The organism is Snodgrassella sp. ESL0323 (assembly GCF_013346865.1).
GTDB classification, from domain to species: domain Bacteria; phylum Pseudomonadota; class Gammaproteobacteria; order Burkholderiales; family Neisseriaceae; genus Snodgrassella; species Snodgrassella alvi.
On record NZ_JAAEDT010000008.1, the window covers coordinates 27,991 to 50,565 of the forward strand.

Below are 22,575 nucleotides of genomic sequence, written 5' to 3' on the forward strand. Positions count from 1 at the left end.
GGAATTGTGCCGGTTAATCTGGCTGCCGGTTTTATCTTATAATTGGGCAAAATTGAAGGAATTGATATGAAAGAACATCGTGCCCGCAAACGTTTTGGCCAGAATTTCCTGCAGGATAAAAGTATCATTCAGGATATTGTGCGTGCAGTTCGTCCACAGCCTGAAGATACGGTCATTGAAATTGGTCCCGGTCTGGCAGCAATTACAGAACCTCTTGCTATGACCGTAAATAAACTGCATGTGATTGAGATTGATCGTGATATTGTAGCTCGATTACGTACGCTGCCATTTGCATCAAAGCTATTAATTCATGAGGGTGATGTCCTGCAATTCGATTTTAATACTGTACCCGGTAAAAAAAAGATTGTTGGTAACTTGCCGTATAATATTTCTACGCCGTTATTGTTTCGTTTTGGTCAGTATGCTGATGATATTATAGATATGCACTTTATGCTGCAAAAAGAAGTGGTTGAACGTATGGTGGCAGTGGCAGGCAGTAATGATTACGGGCGTTTAAGTGTCATGCTGCAGTATTTTTTTGAGATGGAAAATTTACTTAATGTGCCGCCTCGGGCCTTTATACCTGCACCAAAGGTAGATTCAGCTGTGGTACGAATGATTCCGCAGCGTGGTCGCATTGGTATTGCTGAGGATTTTAATCATTTTGCAGCATTAGTCAAACAAGCTTTTCAACAGAGACGTAAAACTATTCATAATAATCTGAAAGAATCAGTAGATGATGCAGCATTGATGGCTGTAGGTATTGATCCCGGCAGCCGGCCAGAAAGGATTACGCCAGAGCTTTATGTGGCATTAAGTAATCATTTGTTGCACAATGGCGCTTCTGTCTGAATGATTAATGCAGACAGTTACAGGATGTGGGGAATACATGATTGAATTTAAGAATGTTCATAAATGGTTTAAAGATTTGCATGTTATTAATGGTGTGAATCTGACTGTTAGCCAGGGGGAAGTCGTAGTTGTATGCGGTCCTTCTGGCAGCGGTAAATCTACGCTGATTCGTACGGTAAATCAGCTTGAAAAAATCCAGCAGGGTGAAATCTGGGTTGACGGAATTAATGTTGCTGATCCGAAAGCTGATTTAAATCGGGTACGAACTGAGGTTGGTTTTGTATTTCAGCATTTTAATTTATATCCGCATCTTACAGTTCTGGAAAATATTATTTTGTCGCCGATGAAGGTGAAAAAACAAAGTCGCGTGCAGGCTGAAGCCAAAGCTAAGGAACTGCTGGCTAAAGTAGGGCTGGAACATAAATGCGATGCTTTTCCGCAGCAGTTGTCAGGCGGGCAGCAGCAGCGGGTTGCCATTGCCCGAGGACTGGCTATGGAACCAAGAGTAATGCTGTTTGATGAGCCGACTTCTGCTCTGGATCCGGAAATGATAGGTGAAGTGCTGAAGGTAATGAAGGATCTGGCACTTAGTGGGATGACGATGATGGTGGTCACACATGAAATGGGCTTTGCCCGAGAGGTGGCCGATCGGGTAGTATTTATTGATCATGGTGAAATTGTTGAAGAGGCTACACCGGAAGAGTTTTTCCTGCGTCCGCAACATGAACGCGCTCAACAGTTTCTGAACCAGTTATTAACACATTAGTATTATTGACTGTGTCGTGATTGTTTTAATTCAGATATCAATTTTTTATATTAGTTAATTAACGGCATGCATATAGCCCTGATCGTTGGTGTGATCAGGGCTTTTGTAATTTGGGCAGTAATTAGACATTTAAGTTTTATCTGATCTAATAGCCTAAGCGCTGACAGATAGTAGAAACGAGCCCTGCCTGATTCAGGGTATAAAAATGTAAACTGGGCGCTCCCTGTTGTAACAGGTGGTCACACATTTCAGTTACTACATCAAGTCCAAGTGCTTTGATTGATGCCGTATCATCAGCATAAGACTGGAGTTTCAGACGCAACCAGCGGGGAATTTCTGCGCCACAGGTTTCTGAAAAGCGGGCCAGTTTAGAAAAGCTGGCAATTGGCATGATGCCGGGAATAATTGGAATATCTATTCCTTTGCTCTGTACTTCGTCTACAAACCAGAAATAGCTGTCAGCATTGAAAAAATATTGGGTAATAGCTGAGTCAGCACCAGCCTGACATTTACGTACAAAATGATTGATATCATCTTCCGCACTGCGAGATTGAGGGTGGAACTCGGGGTAAGCGGCAATTTCAATATGAAACCAGTCATCAAATTCCTGACGGATAAGAGTAACCAGTTCATTTGCATAACGCAAACCCTGATGTCCGAAGCCCACGCCGGAAGGAACATCTCCGCGTAACGCCACAATATGGCGGATACCCATGTTTTTATAGGTTTGAAGTAGGCTAATCATTTCTTCACGACTGGCTCCGATACAGGCCAGATGAGGCGCAGCAGCCACTCCATCATTCATAATATCGGTAATTGTTTGCAGTGTACCGGATCTGGTAGTACCACCTGCTCCATAAGTACATGAAAAATATTCAGGTTGATATTGGCTTAACTGTTTGCGGGTGACAGCCAGTTTTCGCCGCCCCTCTTCGGTACGCGGTGGGAAAAATTCAAAGCTCAGCTTTGTAAAGCTCATGATTAAACAGCCTCTCCGTCAGTTATGGTTAGATATCTAACCATAACGTTTCAGACATGCTCAATCAATGTTTTATTGCAAATTTTCTTTGAAAAATCCGCTGAATAATATGAATAAAATTCATAATTAGATTCTAAACAGATTTTAGATTTATTTTTCTGCCTGACGGCGAGAAAACTGAATACCAAGCTGTTTGAGTTTACGATAAAGATGAGTTCGCTCCAGACCTACTTTCTGAGCTACTTTGCTCATATTATGGCCTTCCTGAGCAATATGGTATTCGAAATAGCGCCGCTCCAGGTCTTCACGGAGTTCGCGCAAAGGCAGATCAAAATTAAAGCCATTCATGATTTCATGAGGCTGATTATGTTTGAACTGATTCAGAATAGTACTGACGGCATTCACATCAATTTCATTATTTTCTGCAGTGAGCATCAGGCTTTTAACGACACCACGCAGTTGTTCCAGATTACCCGGCCAATTATACTGACGCATTTCATTCAAAGCTGCGGTTGTGAATTTTACGGGTGGAATTTTCTGGCTTTCTGCCAGCTCAGTGGTGATTTGTTCTACCAGAAATACCATGTCATCCAGTTGCAAACGTAATGGAGGAATAGCAACAATTAATGATGAGAGGGTATTAAGTAGTTTGGTATCCTGTAGCGGATCAGTAATCATTTCTTTGATTGACCTGCTGCAAACACAGATAATACGTGCATTGTAGCGATCTGCTTTGGTCAGGATAAAACTAATGCTTTGCTGAGTACTTTTACCGTATTGAGCTATATCACCCAGATAGAGTATACCACCGGTAGCTTTTTGCAATAATTCTATTGGAGCGTCAACAATTTGTTCTACTTTGGATGGTTCTACCCAAGGCGTTGCATTTTTATGAAAGGAACGTGCGACCAGCTCAAAAGGGGAGCCCAGCTCACCGGTCAGTAATACCGGGGTACTGAATTTTGCGATGCGTTCTAGTTGCTGATTCAGCTCTTTAATTGCAGGGCTGTGACCGAGTTTATCCAGTGTCAGGTTAGAAGCTGCCTGCATCTGCCCGTATTTTAAAGCACGGTCTACAGTACTCAGCAGTTTTTGCAAAGAAATGGGTTTTTCCAGAAAATCCAGTGCGCCAATTTTCGTAGCTTCTATAGCAGTATCAATGCTGGCATGACCGCTCATCATCACTACCGGCATAGTTAATTGCCCGGATTTTGCCCACTCTTTCAATAGGGTAATTCCATCGCAGTCTGGCATCCAGATGTCCAGCAATACCATAGCAGGACGGGTTTGCTGGCGTAGTTGGCGGGCAGTATCGGCATTTTCGGCTGTGGTGACGGTATAACCTTCATCTTGCAGGATTTCCGATAATAAATCACGGATACCTACTTCATCGTCAACAATTAAAATATCACTGCTTCGCATTTCTATTCACCTGTAATGGTAAGGTTATTTTGACACAAGCCAGTCCGTTTTTCTGATTACTGATTTGGATCCGCCCACCGTGTTCTTCAATAATTTTTTTTACTACTGGCAATCCCAGTCCGGTCCCACCGGGTTTATCTGTTACATATGGATCAAATGCATGTAGTAACATCTCCTGACTAAATGTTTTACCGTTATTACTTACGTAGAAAAGAATATGTTCGCCATTTAACTCGGTCAGTATGCTTACTTCAGGTGAGGCAGATGCTGCAGCTGCTTCTACTGCATTTTTAAGCAGATTATGAATAACCTGACGTAATGCTCCGCTGTCAGCGTTAACATTCATTACTATCTTACTCAAATTAACCGTAAATGTACAATTACTACCTTCATAAAGTACCAAAACTTCGCGTATTAATTCATTTAAATCAAGATTTGTGAATTTTAATGCTGGTGCCCGGGCATAGTTACGAAATGCCTCAACCATATCTTTCATTGCTGCTACCTGCCGGATAATGGTATTAGTGGCACGGCTTAGGATCTGTGCATCTGCTTCATTTAATTTATCCTGAAGTTTCCATGCCAGTCTTTCTGCCGATAATTGAATTGGTGTAAGCGGATTACGGATTTCGTGTGCTAGTCGCTGAGCAACCTCACCCCAGGCAGCTTCTTTCTGTGCACTGACCAGAGCCGTAACATCATCAAACACCAGTACAGTACCACCTCCACTGTCTTTAGGCAGAGGTGTGGCTTTCCCGAGTAATATTAAGGTTTCATCCTTATGATTATAGGTAATTTGTGCTGGTTTATTCTGATATTCTGTAGCCAGTATTTGCTGAAATACATCTGCCAGCATTGCAGTTTGCAGATTTTGTTCTGTAAGTTGGCTAATATTCTGCCCGAGTGCCGGAGACAGATTCTGGCCGAGGATGTTTTCTGCCATATGATTGAAAGTAATCACACATCTTTCTGGATTCAGAGTAACTACACCAGTAGTCAGGCTATTAAGAATATGTTCCAGATAATGTCTGGCCGCTTCCTGTTGCTCACGTGAATGGCGCAGCTGAATAGTCATATGGTTAAACAGGTCAGTTAATTTTCCCAGTTCATCGTTACGATAGATAGTTTGTTGTACGTCCAGATCACCTTTTGCAACAGCCCGGGCGCCATCTGCCAGTGACAGAATCGGTGCAACAAACTGGCGGGCAAAATACAATGCCACCAGCAGCGCCAGAATAATCGCCAGCAAAGTAGCCATTAGCAGAGTGGCCAGAAAAAAAGTCTGCAAACTTTCTTTTGTGAAGCTAAGTTCACCATATTTTGCTCGTGCTGCTTCAATTAGGGTTGCATCTTGTGCTACTTTGGCGGGAATTGGCTGGCGGAAAAACAGAACGTTATCGCTGTTATGTCCGGGTAAAATTAGCCAGCCCTGTGCATACAGAATATTATTAATACTTTCAATCTCACGTACAGAACCTGAGGTATGTAAGCGCTGAAGCAGATTTTGATTCAGATCAGGTGCAGACAGATGATGAGGATTGTATTCAGCTACAAGCTGGTTATTGTTTAAATTATGGATATTTAACTGACTGAACTGTTTGCTTTTGCCAGTTTGTTCAAGAACAGGTAACAGAGGCTGTTCCAGACCACTGGCAGCAATCAGGGCGATCTGAATATTGGCCGCCCGGCGAACAGTGTTGTCCAGCTCATAATCCAGAGCTGATTTACTCAGGCTGATACTGCGGTTTAGTGCTTCTTCAGTATCATTACCAAACCAGGAATGAATGCTGTGTGAAATAAACTGTGCAGATACTCCGAACAGAAATAAACCAGGTAATACAGCTACCAGGGTGAACATGGAAGCCAGACGCAATGCAATTTTGGAACCGAACTCCTGCCTGTGCCGGCTTTGCAGCAATTTCCACCAGTAAGAACCGGCCATCAGTGTCAGTGCCAGTACCAGTAGTGAGGCAAAGCCAAAAGCGAACCAGAAATATTGTGATAAAACACCAGCATTGCCGGTGGCAACCGCCAAAACATACAAGGTGACTACACAGAGTACTGCCATGACCAGAATCAGCCGTCTCATTGTATTCAGTCCGCGTTAATTGTGAGACGATGCCAGCCGGAATCCAGTTGCCAGCTATGAGATGTGAGTGCATTGATCTGGAATGGCTTAGGTAGCTGACTGATGCTCAGACTCAGGCGAACATCAGCACGAACCTCTCCTGCTGAGACGCCACTGAGTGTGCCGGTGTTCAGTACACGCCAGTTGGCTGCAGCGCCAATGGCTCTCAGTGCAGTGTCAAGACTATTGTATTCTGTAGAGAAAGTGGAACCCATGCTGACACGGTAGCGGTTAGTAAGCGGATGATAGGCCAGCTTATACTGGATAAGACTATCACCGCCAATCAGGTTATTAATCCGATTACGGTAAGAAGCAAGTGTCGGGGCTGTTAACTGGTAATTCAGATTGAAATTTAATGGCACACCCTGAGTCAGAGCCTGCTTGAGCTGATCTGGTAGCTGTGTATTAAAACGTGTATTGATAGAAAGCTGACCATTACTGGCAATACTAGCCTGAGCACGTATGGTACTGATGCCTTCTGCCAATGCTACAGCGATGCTCAGGCAAAGGAGACAGGCAAAAAGTAGACTAGATTTTATCGATAAGCGCGTAAAAAAAGCCATCTTGTCTGCTATTCGGTAACAAAATACGGGATTGATGCTCGCGGGCATCCGCATGTCGGTTTAAAAAACGAGTTAACTGTTGCTGGTTTTCTTCCATAAAAATTGAACAGGTGGCCAGAAGCAGGCGCCCGCCTGATTTTAATGTCAGCCACAGATTATCCAGTAAAATTTCCTGTTGTAATGCCGTTTTCTGTCCGTCCTGTGGCTGACGCAACCATTTGATATCTGGGTGACGTTTTACTACACCTGAAGCCGTACAGGGAACATCAGCAAGAATGGCATCAAAAGTATTGCCATCATACCATGAGTGCAGATCTTTTGCGTCGGCACAATGCAAATGCGCCTGCTGCTGCAGGCGTTGCAGATTATCCTGTACACGCTTAAGACGCTGCGAATCAATATCTAATGCCGTTACATCACAGTCTGCCCATTCAAGTATATGTCCGGTTTTACCGCCCGGTGCCGCACAAGCATCTAGAATACGCTCACCGGATTGCGGATTCAGTAAAGAAATGGCTTGCTGAGCACCAAAATCCTGTACAGACACATGTCCTGCAGCAAAATCCGGCAGCTTTGATACGGCTACTGCCTGTTGCAGCATAATGCTGTGTGTATCAAGAATTCTGGCTGATATACCGGCTGCGGCCAGTTTGGTTTGATATTGCTCAGCATCAGTATAGCGACGATTGACTCGCAATGTCATAGGTGGATGCTGAGCCATTGCTGTAACCATATTATGCCAATGCTGAGGATAATGTTTTTTAAGATAGTTTAACCACCATGCTGGTAGATTGAAACGGGCTGTATCCTGTTTAAGTGCATTTGCTAATAAGTCCTCATGCTCGCGTAAAAAGCGCCGTAACAGAGCATTAACCAGTTTCTGGTAACGACCACCGTGCAATCGGCGTGCATGATTTACAGCTTCATTCACGACGGCATGATGTGCATTGCGAGTAAAATGTAATTGGTATAAAGAAATGATAAGAAGATGGCGAATATCTGCTGGTGGTGAAGCTGTGGTCATTTGCTGTACAAGTTGTTGCAACAGACCTAAATAACGCAGGCTACCATGAGTAAGATCTTGCAATGCAGCTCTGTCAGAGGCTGATAGTTCAGGATGTTGCTGTATTACCGTAATCAAAATTTCATTGAGATTACATCCGTTTAGGACTTCGCCGATGATATTTGCTGCTAATTGCTGGGCGCGAGCCATACTCATGCATCAGTCTCCGCTGAAGCGAGTAATGTACCCTGTTGCAAGATATTACCGGCTTGGAATGCGGTTACAGACATAGCTTTGCTACCCGCTTTCTGAATTTCTTCAATACTGATGGAGTCTTTGCCACAGGCTACAATCAGCTCATGTTCATTACTGTGTAAAACCATTCCCGGTATGCCTGTGTATGAAATTACCTTAGCACGCCGGATTTTAAGCGGTTTATCCTGCCAGACAGTCCATGCTCCGGGTACCGGATTAAAAGCACGAATTTTTCGTACAATTTCTGCAGCAGGCTGGGTCCAGTCAATTTGCGCTTCAGCTTTGCTTAATTTATGAGCATAAGTAACGCCTATTTCACTTTGTGGAATTGGCTGTAGCTGGTCTATTTGTTGTAAATCAGCAACAATTGCATCTGCACCCAGCTGCATTAATGCATCATGTACTTCACTAGCTGTATCGTCTGTTTTAATAGTATATTTATGACGACTGATTACTGAACCGGTATCCAGACCGGCATCCATTTGCATGATACACACCCCGGTTTCCTGATCGCCGGCTTCAATTGCACGCTGAATCGGCGCGGCACCACGCCAGCGTGGCAATAGAGATGCATGAATATTGAGACAGCCATATCTGGGAATGTTAAGCACAGCCTGTGGCAGCAGTAGCCCGTAAGCAGCTACAACCATGACATCAGCCTGCTGATTTTCCAATATTGCCTGAATTTCGGCCGTTTTTAATGTGGTTGGCTGCATTACGGTGAGACCGTGTGTCAGTGCTACTTTTTTAACTGCACTGGGTTTTAACTTTAACCCGCGCCCGCTAGGGCGGTCTGGCTGGGTTAGTACCAGAGGCACGTTAAAACCGGCTGTAACAATAGCATTGAGTGCAGCGGCAGCAAAATCAGGGGTTCCGGCGAAAATAACAGAAGGCTTCATGTAATAGATCCACAACAGGCATAATAGCTATTGTTTTCAAATAGCTATATAAATAAAAAGTCTGATAATAAATTTCGTTACATTTTTTCGCGTGCGCGTTTTTTCAGTTTGGTTTTGATACGGTTCTGTTTCAGTGGCGACAGGTATTCGACAAATACCTTGCCGGCAAGGTGATCGAGCTCATGCTGAACACAGATGGCCAGTAAGCCGTCTGCTTCCAGTGTGAATTTTTCACCATGTTCGTCATAAGCTTCAACGGTAATACGTTCAGAGCGGTGTACCATCTCATAAATACCGGGAACGGATAAACAGCCTTCTTCGTACTCGGTATCACCTTCTCTGGCAGTAATGACCGGATTAATAAATACACGCAGCTGATTACGTTCTTCGGAGAGATCCATTACTACTACGCGTTCATGAACATTAACCTGAGTTGCTGCCAGTCCGATACCTCGTGCCTGGTACATGGTTTCAGCCATATCCTGTACCAATGTACGAATTCTATCGTCAAATTCGGCAACAGACTGTGCAACAGTATGTAAACGCTCATCAGGATATTGTAAAATGTTTAAGAGGGCCATTGTGTGTTTAATTCCTTGTTCAACTATCTGACCTGATTACATGATGGCAATATGGATTTTTTAAAGATTGTTGATATGGATTCAGGTAAACTGTTATTAATATCCATACCATGTCATATAACAATCATTTAAAATAGCAATCTCCCTAAGGATACTTTACATGCATAAACACATTATAACTCTGCTGTGTACGCTAGGTATGGCAATATCTGCACCAGTAATGGCTAAAGTAAAATTACGTCCGGATGCACCAGCACAATATGTAGTGAAAAGTGGTGATACTCTGTGGAGCATATCCGGTAAGTATCTTTACAGTCCCTGGCAATGGCCTCAACTTTGGGGCTCTAACCGGGCTCAGATTCAAAATCCGCAAAAAATCTACCCGGGCCAGGTTTTAACTCTGCGTTATGTTAACGGACAGCCACGTCTGGGCTTTGACCAAAACAGTGGTATCCCGACTATTAAAGTACGTCCGCAAGTACGTGATTTATCTTCTGGTTATGGTATCAGTACTTTAAATATTGATTTTTACCGCATCTTTACACAACATCCGCAGGTAATTGACAAAGAGCAGACCGCTAAAGCACCTCGTCTGATTGCCGGAAATGAAAATCGGGTTATGTTCAGTACAGGCGATCGTGTGTATGCAGATCAAACACTTGAACCGGGCCGTTATCTGATTTACCGCATAGAACAGAATATTAAAGATCCTGATACACATAAATATCTGGGTCAGCTGGTACGCTTTAGTGGCGAAGCTGCAACGCTTGCCGGACGCAATAGTGCACTAGCTGAGCGTAGTTCAAATGAAGCTGCCAATTTACCTGAGGATGAGTATTATTCACGTAAAAATTTAGTGTTTAAAGTTCCGACAAGGACTGCACAGCCGATGTATATCACCAATACGACATCAGAAATTAATGAGGGTGATTATTTATTAAAAATTACTGATGAACATGATCCGTTTCAGATGATGCCACATGCTCCGGCTACTGAGATCAAAGGTAAAATTGTATATATTATGGATGGCGTCGGAGAAGCAGGGCCCTATCAGACAATTACACTTAATGTAGGCAGTAAGGATGGTGTGGATAAAGGAACGGTTGTCAGCTTATATAAGAAAAGTCGTCATTTCAATTCTATATTAACAACAGATCCCAAGAATTCCCGCAACAGAGGGAAGTATTTGAGTATTCCTGCTGAAGAAGTTGGGTTGGCGCTGATTTATCGTGTAAGTGATAATTTATCTTCGGCTATTATTATGAATGCATCAACAGCATTAAAAATTGGTGATATGGTGATGAATCCCGGCCATGATCTGGATGATGTTACTCAGGATCCAAAACAAGATTCTAATGCGATTCAGACTAATTACTGATAAATTTATCTTACAGTAAATTTATAATTAAGTGGTTATATTTTTTTGATAAAAAAGTGCGAATTAATTCGCACTTTTTTATTTATGGCTATTTTGCTATAAAAGACTCAATTTGAAAGAAAAGAGATAATGAGATTATTGCTGATTGTTATTATGAAAATATATTGATATGTTATTTAAAAAATAATATTTATATCATATGGTTATTAAAATAAAATTTATTTAAAAATTAAAAACTATTGGGAATAAATTTGAAGATGCTATAATTTGATTAGGATATAAAATTAAGTTTAATTAACAATCGGACTATTTTTTAATTACTGTAAAGATTACAGTAAACACTATTTTATACATCTATAGCGCTTTACAGAAACTATTATTCTAATTAGTTTAATTTCTGACCGAAATGCATTAGAATATATACTTTATTTAGCTAAATTTTTTATTCAGATCAGCTATCTGTATAAAATACAGTATTTGGTATAAATAGAATTTGTAATATAGGTAGCAAACAAGCAATTTAAGTTTCAAACGGATATGCCGATAAATTTGATAGTGTGTACTTATTGTTTATCTTAGATATATTAGTCTGAAATTTACAGCCCAAAGTGAATGGATATTAATCAATATATATTGATAATACCATACTCTCCAATCGGTAAATTATAAATTTAAACTTAATTTTCATGCAGGCAGGACTTTGCCTGTATGAAAAATCGTATGGTTGAGGTTTACCGAACTTATGATATTTCAATCGTTTTGAATAATCTTTCATTTTCCTTGTTACAATACTAGATTGTTTTTTATAATTTTTTATATGGAACACTATGAGTTGTTTCTTCCCCATTGCTGATTACCGGAAATATCATCAACCACTTTTTTATGCTAACAATTTAAATCAGTATACAGTGTTATGTGATTTTGACGGAACTATCAGTGAAAAAGATGTTACGGATACATTACTGAATCATTTTGGTAATGCGAAATGTGCCTTATTGGAGCGGCAATGGCAGGAAGGTATCATTGGTTCGCAGGAATGCATGCGTCAGCAGATTGCTAATATGCAGGCGAGTCAGCCAGAATTAGACCGTGTGCTGGCACAGATTAGAATTGATCCTGCTTTCAGTGAATTTATCGGTTTTGCACAAAGCAGAAATTTAAACGTGCATATTGTCAGTGACGGACTGGATTATGCAATCCAGTCCATCCTTAAGCGGTATAATCTGGATTTCTTACCGATTTTTGCCAATCGCTTATTGCATAATCAACAGCGTAGCTGGAAACTGGATTTTCCTTATGCCAATGATCATTGCCTTAAAGCCAGTGGTAATTGTAAATGTCAGCACCGCCGGAAACTGACCGGTTTTCAAAAGATTTTCTATGTTGGTGATGGTACATCGGATTTTTGTGTGGCAGATAAAGTAGATATGGTATTTGCCAAAGATAAATTAATTGATTTTTGTCAGCAACAACGGATTGCGTATTATCCGATCAAGAATTTTGGCGATGTTACTGACATTTTGCCTGAGTTGCTTAAAGCTCCGGCTGAGAATAGCTGCCTGACTCCGGTCTAGGGCATTAATACCCGATTTATAATTATGATTCAAGATTCTTCTTATTTTTTACCAGGCAATCGCAATGGTGTTTTGCTGATACATGGTCTTACCGGTACCCCCAATGAAATGCGTATTCTGGCCAAAGGGCTGCATCAGGCAGGTTTTACTGTCTATGCCATGCAGTTGGCTGGTCATTGCGGTGATGAAGCTGATTTATGTCAGACTACCTGGCGTGACTGGTATGCCAGTGTGCAGGAGGCTGCACAATTTCTAAAGCAAAAAGTTGATTGTCTGTTTGTAGCAGGATTATCAATGGGTGCACTGCTGGCATTGAAACTGGCGGCCGATCAGCCCGAGCTGGTACGGGGTGTAGGTATCTATGGCGTAACATTCAGTTATGATGGCTGGTCTATTCCATTCTGGGCAAAACAATCTTTTGTGCTATTACCGTTTTTTAAAAAATTTCATTTATTTCAGAAAACCTCATTTATTGAGAAACCGCCGTACGGGCTGAAAGATGAACGTATTCGTGCAACTGTTGCTGCCAGCATGTTCAGTGGCGATAGTGCCAGTGCCGGCCTGGCCGGTAATCCGTTTCCAGCATTGGCAGAAATGCAGGCACTGGCCAAAATAGTGCGGCGACAATTGCCACAGGTTACAGCTCCCTGTCTGATTATGCATTCCGGTCATGATGATATTGCCAATATCAAAACTAATGCGCGTCTGGTAGAAAAGTATGTCAACGGAGTAACAAAATTTATCGTTCTGGATGACAGCTATCACCTGATTACCATTGATCGCCAGCGGCGCGAAGTAATCAATGAATCAGTTGCCTTTTTCGAGCATATAGCGCAAACAGCGTAAGTGAATATCTATCTCGTAGTAAAGGAAATATTATATGACGATGCTTGTATTCATTTTATGGTTTGCCAATATCTGTTTTGATACGCTCGGGCAAATAGCATTTAAATATGCAGCCATTGCGCCAGATAACCGCAATGGCTGGTATTACTGGGTTGATCTGTTCAGTAATTACTGGTTGTGGATTGGAATTGGCTCCTATGTCGCTGAATTTTTGCTTTGGCTGGCATTTTTAAGTCAGGTACCATTGTCACAGGGTATTTTGCTTGGCTCAATTAACATTATCGTCCTGATGCTGGTAGGACGGGTTTTGTTTCAGGAAAAGCTTACCCGTTTCCGGTTAGCCGGTATGTTTTGTATTACCATCGGAGTAGTACTGGTAGGAGCGTCCTAATGCGGAAATTTTATATAGTTGGTTTTGCGCTCTTATTATTGTTTGATACATTGGGGCAGAGCAGTTTTAAATTAACTGCTATTCATGCGCAGCCACTTGCTGCGGATTGGGACTGGATTTCCCGTGTATTTACTCAGCCGTGGGTATATATTGCTATTGCCGGTTATATTGGCGCTTTTTTTACTTGGATGATGCTGTTGAAAAAAGCACCGGTTGGTCCGGCATTTGCTGCATCGCATCTGGAAGTAGTTACGGTAATGCTGGTTTCAACTTTTCTGTTTCATGAGCACATTACAAATATTCGTATCCTCGGCGCGATATTTATTGTGGCTGGTATTATCTTTTTAGCACTGGCTGAAAAAGAGATCATGGAAACGGAGGAGCATACTAAAGATGATGAGCCGTGTTAACCTTTTCGGTTCAGAAGATTAGTATTATATATGTCATACTACTATGAGAACCCGCCTACTGCCGGATTACCACTAAAGTGGTCTGACTGGTGGCCGGCTGGTCAGTCACTTACGAGCAGAGTCAGCGAACAATTGCATCTGCCGCCCTTACAGCTTACCTGTTCAGGTACTGCAGCACTGATTATTGCGTTAACAACACTGGCACAGCAACAGCCACAGCGTAAAACCGTAATTGTACCGGCATATACCTGCCCGCTGGTTGCGCTGGCCGTTCATCATTGTGGTTTACAGTTACAGTTATGTGATTTAAAACCCAGTAGTATCGATATGGATATCGCTCAGTTAAGTACTCTGTTAAATGAACAGGTATTGGCAGTGATACCTACACACTTGGGTGGCCGGGTGACAGATGTCAGTACTGTTAAACAACTGGCTCAGTCCTATCAGATTAGTGTGATAGAGGATGCAGCGCAGGCATTGGGTGCAGAAGTAGGGCAGCAAGGCGATATTGTGCTGTTCAGTCTGGCGGCCGGTAAAGGGCTAACTATGTATGAAGGCGGTTTGTTAACCGCCAGTGATATGCAATTACGCAGTAATTTACAAGCTATGTCCAAGAAATTATTGCCACGCCGGTGCAAATGGGAATTGCTGAGAACCCTGGAATTATTTGGATACACTGCTTTGTATAATCCTGCCGGTTTACATTTTGTTTATGGGCAAGGCAGGAGAAAGGCATTGCGCCGGCAGCAATGGATTGCAGCCGTTGGAGATGATTTTGATTTTGATATTCCAATGCATCGGGTTAGTCGCTGGCGTCAGCATGTAGCTGCTAATGCTTTCCTGCGTTTACCGGCATTTCTAGATATGTTGCAAAAGCAGGCCTACCAGCGTATTGAACAATTGCAGAGTATTTCCGGAATAGAGGTGATCATCGATCAGCATGGTCGGGGTGTATGGCCTTTTCTAATGGTGTTATTGCCTGCATACCAACATCGCGATGCTGTATTAAAACAGCTATGGACTAGTCCGCTGGGGGTAACGCGGTTATTTATTCACCCACTGTCTCAATACGATTATTTGCAGCCGATTGTACCAGCTTCATCCATGCCGAATGCTGAAGATTTTGCTGCACGTATGTTAACTATTACCAACAGCCTGTGGCTTACTGATGCTCAATTTTCCCGGATATGTAAAGTTATTCAGGATGCTGTGCGCTGATTCTGAGCCAGAGCGGCAAGCAATTGCTGATTAACAGCATGATGTTTTTCTTGCCATGCAGTCAGTGTAGTAGCTGGAATGGGTTTCTGTTTGTCCATTGCACTTAGTAAGCGTTTTAGCAGGCTGGTATATTCCCACTGAGATACTTCACCAGTAATATCGCTGCCGATAATCCGCTGATTCATAGCGTTAATCACAGTTAATAAATGTTCCAGTTGCATGCGCCCCTGATCCCAGTTGGTTTGTACTACGTCCTTACCCAGAACATCTTTGTCTATCGAAATATATACAGGTTCATTAGTTTTTTGCTGTGTCTGGATAAAAGCGCTTACCAGTTCTTCTGGTGAGGAGAATGCCCGAAAAGCCTGTTTCAGACCAATTGTTCTTGCCCAGCCAACCCGCACATCCATACACCAGTAGGTTAATTTACCCTGAAATAATGGCGCCAGCCGGTTTTCCCAGCTGTGTGCCACCCCTATATCATTTGAAGTAATACCTAATACATGTACATGGCTGACAAAAGGCAATTGCGCCACGTAACTGACCCACGAACCACAGTGAATTCCGAACAGATAACGCATATTATCCGGATGATTATCAAAAATAATGACTTGTATCGGATTGGAGGCGCTGAAAAATTGCTGTAAACGGTTAATCAACAATAGTGAAATATGATGATAGTCGCCACTGCCGGTTAATACCGTACCATAATGTTCGGGTAATTGCTGATTTAGTTCAGCCTGTAATTTCTTAAAACTGGTCTGAGAGCAACCAAAACGAATAACTTCCTGCCATTGACCAAGTTCAATTCTTACTGCATCTGGTATAGATCCTGTACTGTGGTCAAAATCCAGAATTACCGTTTTATTCATGTTTTTTACTATCCTGAGTAAGCTGATTGCTATTTTCCTGCCAGATTTTATCCTGTTCGAAACGAGTACTGATTTTTGCCAGTAGCTTTCTTAAAACAGGATTGCGGACATAAACCATATGTTTGGTAAAAGTAAATTGTGCACCTAAAGATGCTTTAACTTGCGGATCCGTCCAGCCGGCGACATAAACTTTAAGCCCATGCTTTTTGGCATAATTCAGATTGTAAAACCAGCTCAGATAATACAGATTCAGTTCCCGTGCCTGAGGATAAACAAAACCGATATATTTATCTACCAGCATACCGTTCAGAACAAAACAGATATTGTAACCAATTAGTTCTTGCTGATAATGGTAGGTAAAAATCCTGGCCTGATTGCTGCTGTCTTGTAACAGGCGCACAAAAAAATCTTTGGTTAATAAATCAAAATGGATTTCACTTTGATTATAAACATTCAAATATAACTGATAGTATTCATCTAAAACGGCCTTATTCTGAAAATAGGCATCACCACTGTGTATACAACCGATTTCTACCAGCGATTGCGTTTTTAATTTGCGCCGGAAGTTTTTACGCCGCTGATAAGACAGACGGCCTAGATATTCATCAATATCATTAAAATCTATCGGTACCCAGGCTAATGCCTGACCTTCTACTGCAATAAATCCTTCTTGTTGCAATACCTGTATCAGCGATGCAGCATATTCATTTGCCTGATGATTCAGTAATGGTGATTGCTGAGGAATATCTTTCACAATCAGCAGCGGATATTTTTTGCCATAATGCTGTTTAATTTCCGTAGCTAATTGCTGCACAGATTGTTGTTGAGTAAACAGCGCATATTCCGATACAGTAGTACCAATAAAACAAGTTTCAGGTTTCAGAAACTGCTGCCACCAGTTAAATAACGGCCAATGGCGAATTTTTTGCTGAAAATCAGATTCTGCGGTAGTCAGTAAATCAAACCGTGCAGCAAATGCCGGTACCCCGCTTGTTAATTGCCATGCTGTAAAATCCTGAGGCGGACTGGTCAGAAAAGTGTCGACCAGTTCATTCGGTTCCAGTTGAGTCAGATAATTCATAATTTACTAATACGGCAGCCAGCCTGAATATCAGCCGGCTGCCATTACCAGCCCTAAGCCGTTAGCTCTTTTTTAGCACGTGTAATCAATTGATCCAGTAATTCAATACCCTGATCAATTTCCTGTTTAGTAATATGTAATGAAGGCGCAAAAGTAATGACATTTTTGTAATAACCGCCAATATCCAGTACCAGCCCCATTTTCTGACCCTGCCAGTCCAGATCGCCGGACATACCAATATCCACCATTTTGTCTACCAGAGCTTTATTCGGAGTAAATCCGTCTTCTGTGCAGATTTCGGCACGTAAAGCCAGCCCCAGACCGTCTACTTCACCTATTTCCTTATGGCGCTGTTCCAGTGTTTTTAAGCCCTCAAGGAAATACGCTCCGCTTTCCATAACCATTTTTTCATAATCAGTTTCGGCCATCATCTTAAATACTTCCAGACCTACCGCTGTTCCTAATGGATTTGAGGCAAAAGTAGAATGAGTAGAACCAGCCGGAAATACCTGAGGATTAATCAGTTCTTCCCGCGCCCACAGACCACCAAGCGGATTCATACCATTCGTCAGTGCCTTAGCAAATACCAGCATATCTGGTTTTACATCAAAGTGTTCAATTGACCATAATTTACCGGTGCGATAAAAACCCATCTGAATTTCATCAACAACTAGCAAAATACCATATTGATCCAGAACTTTTTTCAGTCCTTTAAAGTAGTTGCGTGGCGGTACAATATATCCGCCTGTTCCTTGCAGTGGTTCCACATAGAAGGCTGCATATTCAGCTTGTCCCGCTTTCGGATCCCACACACCATGGTATTCTGTTTCAAACAGGCGGGCAAAATCTGCCACCAAATGTTCACCATATTCTTCTGCCGTCATTCCTTTAGGACGGCGGAACGGATAAGGAAACGGAATAAACATAGCGCGATCACCAAAATGGCCATAACGCCGGCGATAACGGAAGCTGGAGGTAATCGAAGATGCACCTAAAGTACGTCCATGGTAGCCACCTTCAAAGGCAAACATTAATGAACGCCCTTCAGATGCATTACGGATAATTTTCAATGAATCTTCAATACACTGAGAACCACCGACATTGAAATGCACACGACCATCATGACCAAATTTACGTTTCATATCCAGAGCAATAGTTTTAGCCAGCTCAATTTTAGTAGGATGCAGATACTGACTGGCGCATTGTGGTAATGTATCAACCTGCTGCTTCAGCACAGCATTCAGCCGTTCATTTGCATAGCCAAAATTACAAGCCGAATACCACATCTGTAAGTCCAGATAAGGCGTACCATTTTTATCGTACATATAGCTGCCTTCGCAGCCATCAAAGATTTTCGGCGGATTCACATAATGTACTGTATCACCAAACGAGCAGAACTTTGCTTCATCTGCCAGCAACTGTGCATCATCAGGACGATTTACAAGTGTTTGAGCACTAGGTTTACTCATTATTTATTCCATTCATTTAAAATAAAACATTTTAATAAAAAGTACATAATTAATACTATTATATCCTGCTAAAGCATCAAAGCCGTAAGAAACCAAACCTCATAATCTAATAAAACCATTATCTGCTTAATATTCAATTATCTTTGCACTTAATTTAAAAATAGAAAATATGTAAAACATATTGGCTTAGCAATTCACTGACAATATATAGATTACACCCTAACCAAATAAAATTTTATATTCACAAAACTAAACAGCATTTAATTATCCGCAATACACTTATGCAAAAAACTAAAATCAATTTTTACTAATATTTCTCAATCAGTTAGACTTAAATCACAATAAACACACAATTTTACTGGTTACTATTGACCAGCCTAATCACACAACTATGAACACAGAACCTAATCGCATTCCTCATCCCCGCTGGCTTTTATTTGCTCTTGCTGTTGGCGGTTTTGCAATCGGCACTACAGAATTTGCCACCATGAGTGTTTTGCCCTATATCGCCAGTGGTTTAAATATAAGCGAACCCGTAGCAGGACATCTAATCAGCATTTACGCACTGGGTGTTGTCATAGGCGCTCCGGTTATTGCCATATTTGGTGCACGCTTTAGCAGGCGCAGCCTGTTACTGGTGCTTATGGCATTTTTCTCTCTGACACATCTCGGCACGATGCTGGCTCCAGATTACCGCAGTATGATGTTATTTCGCTTTTTAAGTGGTTTGCCGCATGGTGCCTATTTTGGTGTTGGTGCACTGGTTGCCGCAGCTATGGTGCCTCCGGATAAGAGAACTCAGGCTGTAGGATTAATGATGATCGGTTTAACCATTGCTACTACCATCGGCGTACCTTTGAGTAGCTGGCTGGCTCAAGCAGTAGACTGGCGGGTTGTTTTTCTTATCGTTGCCATACTCGCTGCTTTAACAGTGATACTGGTAGCTCTTTTTTTACCGGCAAATTGTATGCAGGGAGGCGGTAGCAATGCGCTGCGTGAACTTAGTGCACTGACCAACCGGCAAATATGGTTGACACTGGCTATAGGAGCCATTGGTTTTGGCGGCATGTTTGGCATATATGCTTACATGGCTTCAACACTTGAAGATATTACCAGTATGTCACCTAAAAACGTACCACTAGTGATGTGTCTTTACGGTGTAGGCATGACTCTTGGTAATATTATCGTGCCACGCCTGGCCGGTCGCCATGTGATGGGTGGATTAGCATGCTTACTGGCCTGGTCTGCTGCTATGCTGGCCTTATATCCTTTTGCAGTGCATCATCCTTACTGGATATGTATTCAGGTTGTACTAATCGGCATGAGCGGTGCTGTAGGTACATTATTACAAATTCGTTTGATGGATGTAGCTAAAGAAGCTCAGACACTGGCTGCAGCACTCAACCATAGTGCTTTTAATGCTGCCAATGCCTTAGGACCCTATTTAGGCGGCTTAACCATTGCGCCGGCTGGGGATGGACAAGTACAGCATGGGTTGGCGTTGCTCTTGCTATCATCGGTTTAATCGTATGGTGGTTTACAGTAAAAGATGAACAGCGCACTCCTGCCGCAAATCTGCAATAACTAAGTTCATTCATGTATACAGAACAGTAAATAATATTGTAAAAACATGTAACTGATGTTGCAAATAACTGTTAACATTAATAATCTGTTAATATTAAATTTACTTTAATTATTAATAACAACAGATAGGGGAAGTATTATGACTGCAAACCAGCAGCAATCTGAAACCAAAATACCTGATACTGAGCAGGGAGAAAGCCAGAATAACACTTGTCCGAATAAAAGTACCAAACATAATCAAGATAAAAATACCAAACATAAAAAATTATCTCAAAAGAAATACTACAAAGAGCTGGAAAAACTTCAGGGTGAAATGGTTGCCCTGCAAGAATGGGTAAAAGCCTCCGGACAAAAAGTATGTATTATTTTTGAAGGTCGCGACGGAGCGGGTAAGGGTGGTGCAATTAAAGCTGTCACTGAGAGAGTCAGCCCTCGTATTTTTCAAACTATTGCCTTGCCGGCACCAAGTGAACGCCAAAAGTCACAAATGTACATGCAGCGCTATATTCCTCATTTACCTGCGGCTGGAGAAGTCGTGATTTTCGACCGTAGCTGGTATAACCGTGCTGGTGTAGAACGCGTGATGGGATTCTGTACCGAAGAAGAAAGTAAAGAATTTCTCGAAGTTATTCCATTTATGGAAAAAGCTATAGTTAATTCCGGTATCATCCTGCTTAAATACTGGCTTGAAGTGAGTATGGAAGAACAGCATAGACGTATGCTTGGGCGAATTAACGACCCGCGTAAAATCTGGAAGCTTTCTCCTATGGATATCAAGTCCTACAGTCGCTGGTATGACTACTCCCGGGCTCGTGATGAAATGATTATGGCAACTGATACCTCATGGGCACCGTGGTACGTGGTTGATTCTAATGATAAAAAGAAAGCGCGTCTGAATATCATTAAACATATATTGAGTGAAATTCCGTATAAAAAGACACCACGGAAAAAGGTCGAATTACCAAAACGTCAGGATAAGGGTGATTATCAGGAACCTAATTATCCCTATCGTTATATACCAGAAGAATATTAATACAGAACCAGCCAGATAGCAGACTAAACTGGCTGGTTTTATTATCAGTTCCGGATTTTTCTAATTTACCCGCGAAAGTCTCCCCATAGCAACTGCATTGCCGCAATAGCTGCCAAAGATGCTGTTTCTGTCCGTAATACTCTGGGTCCTGTGCTGATTGCATTAAAGCCATGATTAATTGCCAGCTCTTCTTCAGCCTGGCTTAATCCGCCTTCAGGACCAACCAGCAATACTACTGCCTGTGGCTGTGTAAACTGATTTAATGCTCGGGGCTGGTTTAAACTCATCAGCAGTTTTAAATCATCCACACCCAGAGCACACAATGCATCTGACAATCCCGTTATCGGTTGAATTCGTGGTACTACCGTTCTGCCGCATTGTTCACAGGCACCAATAGCGATATCCAGCCAGCGCTCAAGTTTTTTCATTGCCCGTTCGCCACTTAAGCGCTGGCTACTGCGTTCCGTTAGTACTGGCTGAATCATAGTTACACCCAGTTCCACAGCTTTTTGAATAGTTAAATCCATACGATCACTACTTGATATGGATTGCATCAACGTAATATTTAATGGTGACTCTAAATTAATATCTGTACTTCCACAAATCAGTACATCTACATTTTTCTTACCCATTGACGTAATTTCAGCCTGATAGACCTTTCCAAGCCCATCAAAAAGCTCAATTACCTCACCTGGCTGGTAGCGTAACACCTGTACATGGCGAGCAGCCGTATCAGGTAAAGAGAATGCATCTGAAACTAAAACACTGGGCGGTAAATAAAAACGGGGCATAATAGTAGTAAAAAAATCAATCAATAATCCAGAGAATAAAAATAGCCGGATTAACATTTAAAAAATTAAATGACTATTCTAATTGTTTATAGAAATACAAAAACGAGTATAAAAATACCTCATCTATAAGCCATACATTTAAATAAATCTACAAACATTAATTCTTATATCAGCAATACAAATTATAAACAATGATACCTTTTCGCAATCTAAAGAGTATTAATTTTTAGAACTAACGAATATGAATACACAGCTTGTTTAATAAACACACAGGCAAAGCAAGTCATGAAAGTTTGAAAAGTAATCAAACTGAGTCAAAGGCACCAAAAATAAACTTAGTAAAAACAGTTGAATGAGGAGGAAGTCAAAAATAAATGCAGGCAGGAGTTGACAGGGGCTTTGTGGAGGCGTATAGTTCGCCTTCTTCGCTGATGACGCGACACGAAACAAACGCACAGTTTAAAGTAGAACGCAGTCGAA

The 22,575-nt window shown here is 41.8% G+C and carries 21 protein-coding genes; 10 read left to right on the plus strand and 11 right to left on the minus strand.

The window, feature by feature from the left end; all coding sequences use genetic code 11:
- Positions 1–66: 66 nt before the first annotated feature.
- Together rsmA and GY065_RS01395 are read left to right on the plus strand one after the other, a co-directional pair.
- Positions 67–852, plus strand: a complete 786-nt coding sequence (gene rsmA, locus GY065_RS01390; RefSeq protein ID WP_174832809.1) for a 16S rRNA (adenine(1518)-N(6)/adenine(1519)-N(6))-dimethyltransferase RsmA — start codon at positions 67–69, stop codon at positions 850–852.
- Positions 853–889: 37 nt separating this feature from the next.
- The gene (locus GY065_RS01395) at positions 890–1,618 is read left to right on the plus strand and encodes an amino acid ABC transporter ATP-binding protein (RefSeq protein ID WP_100116523.1); all 729 of its coding nucleotides are present in this window, start codon (positions 890–892) and stop codon (positions 1,616–1,618) included.
- 145 nt (positions 1,619–1,763) lie between these two features.
- Here the strand turns inward: GY065_RS01395 and metF are convergent, their stop codons facing one another.
- The 7 genes from metF to def all read right to left on the minus strand — a co-directional run bounded on the left by metF (position 1,764) and on the right by def (position 9,448).
- A complete protein-coding gene (gene metF, locus GY065_RS01400; RefSeq protein ID WP_037475201.1) occupies positions 1,764–2,597 on the minus strand; it encodes a methylenetetrahydrofolate reductase [NAD(P)H] in 834 nt (277 codons plus the stop codon).
- A gap of 150 nt (positions 2,598–2,747) precedes the next feature.
- Positions 2,748–4,019 (minus strand): sigma-54 dependent transcriptional regulator, encoded by a 1,272-nt coding sequence (locus GY065_RS01405; RefSeq protein ID WP_037475198.1) that lies wholly within the window; start codon positions 4,017–4,019, stop codon positions 2,748–2,750.
- The gene (locus GY065_RS01410; RefSeq protein WP_037475195.1) at positions 4,006–6,108 is read right to left on the minus strand and encodes an ATP-binding protein; all 2,103 of its coding nucleotides are present in this window, start codon (positions 6,106–6,108) and stop codon (positions 4,006–4,008) included. Before GY065_RS01410 ends, GY065_RS01405 begins: the two co-directional genes overlap by 14 nt.
- A gap of 5 nt (positions 6,109–6,113) precedes the next feature.
- Positions 6,114–6,710 (minus strand): DUF4390 domain-containing protein, encoded by a 597-nt coding sequence (locus tag GY065_RS01415; protein WP_037475193.1) that lies wholly within the window; start codon positions 6,708–6,710, stop codon positions 6,114–6,116.
- A complete protein-coding gene (gene rsmB / locus GY065_RS01420) occupies positions 6,676–7,929 on the minus strand; it encodes a 16S rRNA (cytosine(967)-C(5))-methyltransferase RsmB (RefSeq protein WP_174832811.1) in 1,254 nt (417 codons plus the stop codon). The genes GY065_RS01415 and rsmB overlap by 35 nt, the downstream gene beginning before the upstream one ends.
- Complete coding sequence (gene fmt / locus GY065_RS01425; protein WP_174832813.1) at positions 7,926–8,867, minus strand: methionyl-tRNA formyltransferase; 942 nt, start codon at positions 8,865–8,867, stop codon at positions 7,926–7,928. Before fmt ends, rsmB begins: the two co-directional genes overlap by 4 nt.
- Positions 8,868–8,944: 77 nt before the next feature.
- The gene (gene def, locus GY065_RS01430) at positions 8,945–9,448 is read right to left on the minus strand and encodes a peptide deformylase (protein WP_037475188.1); all 504 of its coding nucleotides are present in this window, start codon (positions 9,446–9,448) and stop codon (positions 8,945–8,947) included.
- 160 nt (positions 9,449–9,608) lie between these two features.
- Between def and GY065_RS01435 the strand changes: the two genes are divergently transcribed.
- From GY065_RS01435 to GY065_RS01460, 6 genes are all read left to right on the plus strand, one after another.
- Positions 9,609–10,826 (plus strand): LysM peptidoglycan-binding domain-containing protein, encoded by a 1,218-nt coding sequence (locus GY065_RS01435; protein ID WP_174832815.1) that lies wholly within the window; start codon positions 9,609–9,611, stop codon positions 10,824–10,826.
- 827 nt (positions 10,827–11,653) lie between these two features.
- Positions 11,654–12,400, plus strand: a complete 747-nt coding sequence (locus tag GY065_RS01440; RefSeq protein ID WP_037475182.1) for an MtnX-like HAD-IB family phosphatase — start codon at positions 11,654–11,656, stop codon at positions 12,398–12,400.
- Positions 12,401–12,424: 24 nt separating this feature from the next.
- Positions 12,425–13,246, plus strand: a complete 822-nt coding sequence (locus GY065_RS01445; protein WP_174832817.1) for a carboxylesterase — start codon at positions 12,425–12,427, stop codon at positions 13,244–13,246.
- A gap of 34 nt (positions 13,247–13,280) precedes the next feature.
- Positions 13,281–13,637, plus strand: coding sequence for an EamA family transporter (locus tag GY065_RS01450; protein ID WP_174832820.1), 357 nt, complete (start codon positions 13,281–13,283; stop codon positions 13,635–13,637).
- The gene (locus tag GY065_RS01455) at positions 13,637–14,047 is read left to right on the plus strand and encodes a multidrug efflux SMR transporter (protein ID WP_174832821.1); all 411 of its coding nucleotides are present in this window, start codon (positions 13,637–13,639) and stop codon (positions 14,045–14,047) included. Before GY065_RS01450 ends, GY065_RS01455 begins: the two co-directional genes overlap by 1 nt.
- 30 nt (positions 14,048–14,077) lie before the next feature.
- Positions 14,078–15,265, plus strand: a complete 1,188-nt coding sequence (locus GY065_RS01460) for a DegT/DnrJ/EryC1/StrS family aminotransferase (RefSeq protein ID WP_174832823.1) — start codon at positions 14,078–14,080, stop codon at positions 15,263–15,265.
- Here the strand turns inward: GY065_RS01460 and GY065_RS01465 are convergent.
- Genes GY065_RS01465 through GY065_RS01475 form a run of 3 tightly spaced genes read right to left on the minus strand, consistent with a single transcriptional unit; the run spans position 15,247 to position 18,687 of the window.
- A complete protein-coding gene (locus GY065_RS01465) occupies positions 15,247–16,137 on the minus strand; it encodes an arginase family protein (protein WP_174832825.1) in 891 nt (296 codons plus the stop codon). The genes GY065_RS01460 and GY065_RS01465 overlap by 19 nt on opposite strands.
- Positions 16,130–17,218 carry a GNAT family N-acetyltransferase gene (locus GY065_RS01470; protein WP_174832827.1) on the minus strand — a complete coding sequence of 363 codons (1,089 nt, stop codon included), beginning with the start codon at positions 17,216–17,218 and terminating at the stop codon, positions 16,130–16,132. The genes GY065_RS01465 and GY065_RS01470 overlap by 8 nt, the downstream gene beginning before the upstream one ends.
- A gap of 53 nt (positions 17,219–17,271) precedes the next feature.
- Positions 17,272–18,687 (minus strand): aspartate aminotransferase family protein, encoded by a 1,416-nt coding sequence (locus GY065_RS01475; protein WP_174832828.1) that lies wholly within the window; start codon positions 18,685–18,687, stop codon positions 17,272–17,274.
- Positions 18,688–19,078: 391 nt separating this feature from the next.
- Here GY065_RS01475 and GY065_RS01480 point away from each other — a divergent pair, with 391 nt between their 5' ends.
- Entirely contained in the window at positions 19,079–20,212 is a 1,134-nt protein-coding gene (locus GY065_RS01480; protein WP_202984026.1) for an MFS transporter, read from the plus strand.
- A 198-nt stretch (positions 20,213–20,410) separates the two neighbouring features.
- Positions 20,411–21,304 (plus strand): polyphosphate kinase 2, encoded by an 894-nt coding sequence (ppk2, locus tag GY065_RS01485; RefSeq protein ID WP_025329815.1) that lies wholly within the window; start codon positions 20,411–20,413, stop codon positions 21,302–21,304.
- 65 nt (positions 21,305–21,369) lie between these two features.
- Here the strand turns inward: ppk2 and GY065_RS01490 are convergent, their stop codons facing one another.
- Positions 21,370–22,095 (minus strand): 16S rRNA (uracil(1498)-N(3))-methyltransferase, encoded by a 726-nt coding sequence (locus GY065_RS01490; protein WP_174832837.1) that lies wholly within the window; start codon positions 22,093–22,095, stop codon positions 21,370–21,372.
- Positions 22,096–22,575: the final 480 nt, after the last annotated feature.

What these genes read in the sequence shown, in the direction of transcription:
- GY065_RS01475 (WP_174832828.1), bottom strand. Translation starts at nt 18,687, where the DNA reads ATGAGTAAACCTAGTGCTCAAACACTTGTAAATCGTCCTGATGATGCA.
- GY065_RS01445 (WP_174832817.1), top strand. Translation starts at nt 12,425, where the DNA reads ATGATTCAAGATTCTTCTTATTTTTTACCAGGCAATCGCAATGGTGTT.
- rsmB (WP_174832811.1), bottom strand. Translation starts at nt 7,929, where the DNA reads ATGAGTATGGCTCGCGCCCAGCAATTAGCAGCAAATATCATCGGCGAA.
- GY065_RS01405 (WP_037475198.1), bottom strand. Translation starts at nt 4,019, where the DNA reads ATGCGAAGCAGTGATATTTTAATTGTTGACGATGAAGTAGGTATCCGT.
- GY065_RS01435 (WP_174832815.1), top strand. Translation starts at nt 9,609, where the DNA reads ATGCATAAACACATTATAACTCTGCTGTGTACGCTAGGTATGGCAATA.
- metF (WP_037475201.1), bottom strand. Translation starts at nt 2,597, where the DNA reads ATGAGCTTTACAAAGCTGAGCTTTGAATTTTTCCCACCGCGTACCGAA.
- GY065_RS01410 (WP_037475195.1), bottom strand. Translation starts at nt 6,108, where the DNA reads ATGAGACGGCTGATTCTGGTCATGGCAGTACTCTGTGTAGTCACCTTG.
- def (WP_037475188.1), bottom strand. Translation starts at nt 9,448, where the DNA reads ATGGCCCTCTTAAACATTTTACAATATCCTGATGAGCGTTTACATACT.
- GY065_RS01470 (WP_174832827.1), bottom strand. Translation starts at nt 17,218, where the DNA reads ATGAATTATCTGACTCAACTGGAACCGAATGAACTGGTCGACACTTTT.
- ppk2 (WP_025329815.1), top strand. Translation starts at nt 20,411, where the DNA reads ATGACTGCAAACCAGCAGCAATCTGAAACCAAAATACCTGATACTGAG.
- fmt (WP_174832813.1), bottom strand. Translation starts at nt 8,867, where the DNA reads ATGAAGCCTTCTGTTATTTTCGCCGGAACCCCTGATTTTGCTGCCGCT.
- GY065_RS01455 (WP_174832821.1), top strand. Translation starts at nt 13,637, where the DNA reads ATGCGGAAATTTTATATAGTTGGTTTTGCGCTCTTATTATTGTTTGAT.
- GY065_RS01460 (WP_174832823.1), top strand. Translation starts at nt 14,078, where the DNA reads ATGTCATACTACTATGAGAACCCGCCTACTGCCGGATTACCACTAAAG.
- GY065_RS01440 (WP_037475182.1), top strand. Translation starts at nt 11,654, where the DNA reads ATGAGTTGTTTCTTCCCCATTGCTGATTACCGGAAATATCATCAACCA.
- GY065_RS01415 (WP_037475193.1), bottom strand. Translation starts at nt 6,710, where the DNA reads ATGGCTTTTTTTACGCGCTTATCGATAAAATCTAGTCTACTTTTTGCC.
- GY065_RS01465 (WP_174832825.1), bottom strand. Translation starts at nt 16,137, where the DNA reads ATGAATAAAACGGTAATTCTGGATTTTGACCACAGTACAGGATCTATA.
- GY065_RS01395 (WP_100116523.1), top strand. Translation starts at nt 890, where the DNA reads ATGATTGAATTTAAGAATGTTCATAAATGGTTTAAAGATTTGCATGTT.
- GY065_RS01480 (WP_202984026.1), top strand. Translation starts at nt 19,079, where the DNA reads ATGAACACAGAACCTAATCGCATTCCTCATCCCCGCTGGCTTTTATTT.
- GY065_RS01490 (WP_174832837.1), bottom strand. Translation starts at nt 22,095, where the DNA reads ATGCCCCGTTTTTATTTACCGCCCAGTGTTTTAGTTTCAGATGCATTC.
- rsmA (WP_174832809.1), top strand. Translation starts at nt 67, where the DNA reads ATGAAAGAACATCGTGCCCGCAAACGTTTTGGCCAGAATTTCCTGCAG.
- GY065_RS01450 (WP_174832820.1), top strand. Translation starts at nt 13,281, where the DNA reads ATGACGATGCTTGTATTCATTTTATGGTTTGCCAATATCTGTTTTGAT.